The following is an 802-nucleotide window of genomic DNA, read 5'->3' on the forward strand; positions in this document are numbered from 1 at the left end:
CCGTCAAGGTCGACCTTGACCAGGTTGGACGCGCTGATTTCATCGAACAACAAGCCAAAGGCGTTGATCAGGAAATGCTCGTCCGGGCCCGGTACGCGGGCGGAGAAGTGGGTGTAGATATGGTCGGTCCACTTGTACAAGGCCGCCAGGCGATAAGCGGCGGCCAGTTTGACGCGCACTTCCCATTCTTCCGGAGTGACGCGCTGGCGAACATTGGTGGAAACGCTGGAAATCGAGGTGACGCTGCTCATGGCAAAACTTCCTGGATGGCCTTAAGGACTTCCAGGCAAGCCTAGGGGATGCAAAAAAATAATAAAAAGCACATTTTAATCTAAGCTAATTATTATTTTTTTTCATATCAGGCTGCATCCTTGATCTTGTGCAACGAGGCCGCGACCCACTTGCCAAACGCATCCACCGGCCCCTGCAGGTTACCGAGGAAGTGCGGGTAGATCAGCCACAGGTCCATCACCGGCTTGAAGTCCTTGAGCGGCATCACCGCCAGTTGCTCACGGTGTGCGCTGCGTTCCAGCAACGGACGTGGCACCAGGCCAAGGCCGAGGCCGTCCGCCACCAAGCCCAATTGCAGCTCAGTACCAAAAGTCTCCAGGTTCACCCGCAATGCCAGGCCCTGATCGGACAGGGTCCGCTGCAACCCCGCGCGGAAACCGCAGCCGTCCGGGTTGAGGATCCAGCCATTCTGGTACACATCCGCCAGTTTGCAGGGCTTCTTCGGTAGTTGGGCCTTGGCGCAGACCACCACCAGTTCCATCTTGCCGATGGACTCGCCGATGATATTGTC

General features: G+C 57.0%; 2 protein-coding genes. Both read right to left on the reverse strand.

Features of this window, described 5'->3' with window-relative positions; genetic code table 11:
* The coding region (locus tag HX823_RS31735; RefSeq protein WP_177078599.1) for a class II aldolase/adducin family protein at positions 1 to 251 on the reverse strand (251 nt) is incomplete at its 3' end.
* Positions 252 to 358: 107 nt separating this feature from the next.
* A partial coding sequence (locus HX823_RS31740; RefSeq protein WP_177078601.1) for a substrate-binding domain-containing protein occupies positions 359 to 802 on the reverse strand: 444 nt, incomplete at its 5' end.

It is taken from the genome of Pseudomonas sp. P7759, from assembly GCF_013386445.1.
In the GTDB taxonomy this organism is placed as follows: Bacteria; Pseudomonadota; Gammaproteobacteria; order Pseudomonadales; family Pseudomonadaceae; genus Aquipseudomonas; species Aquipseudomonas azotoformans_A.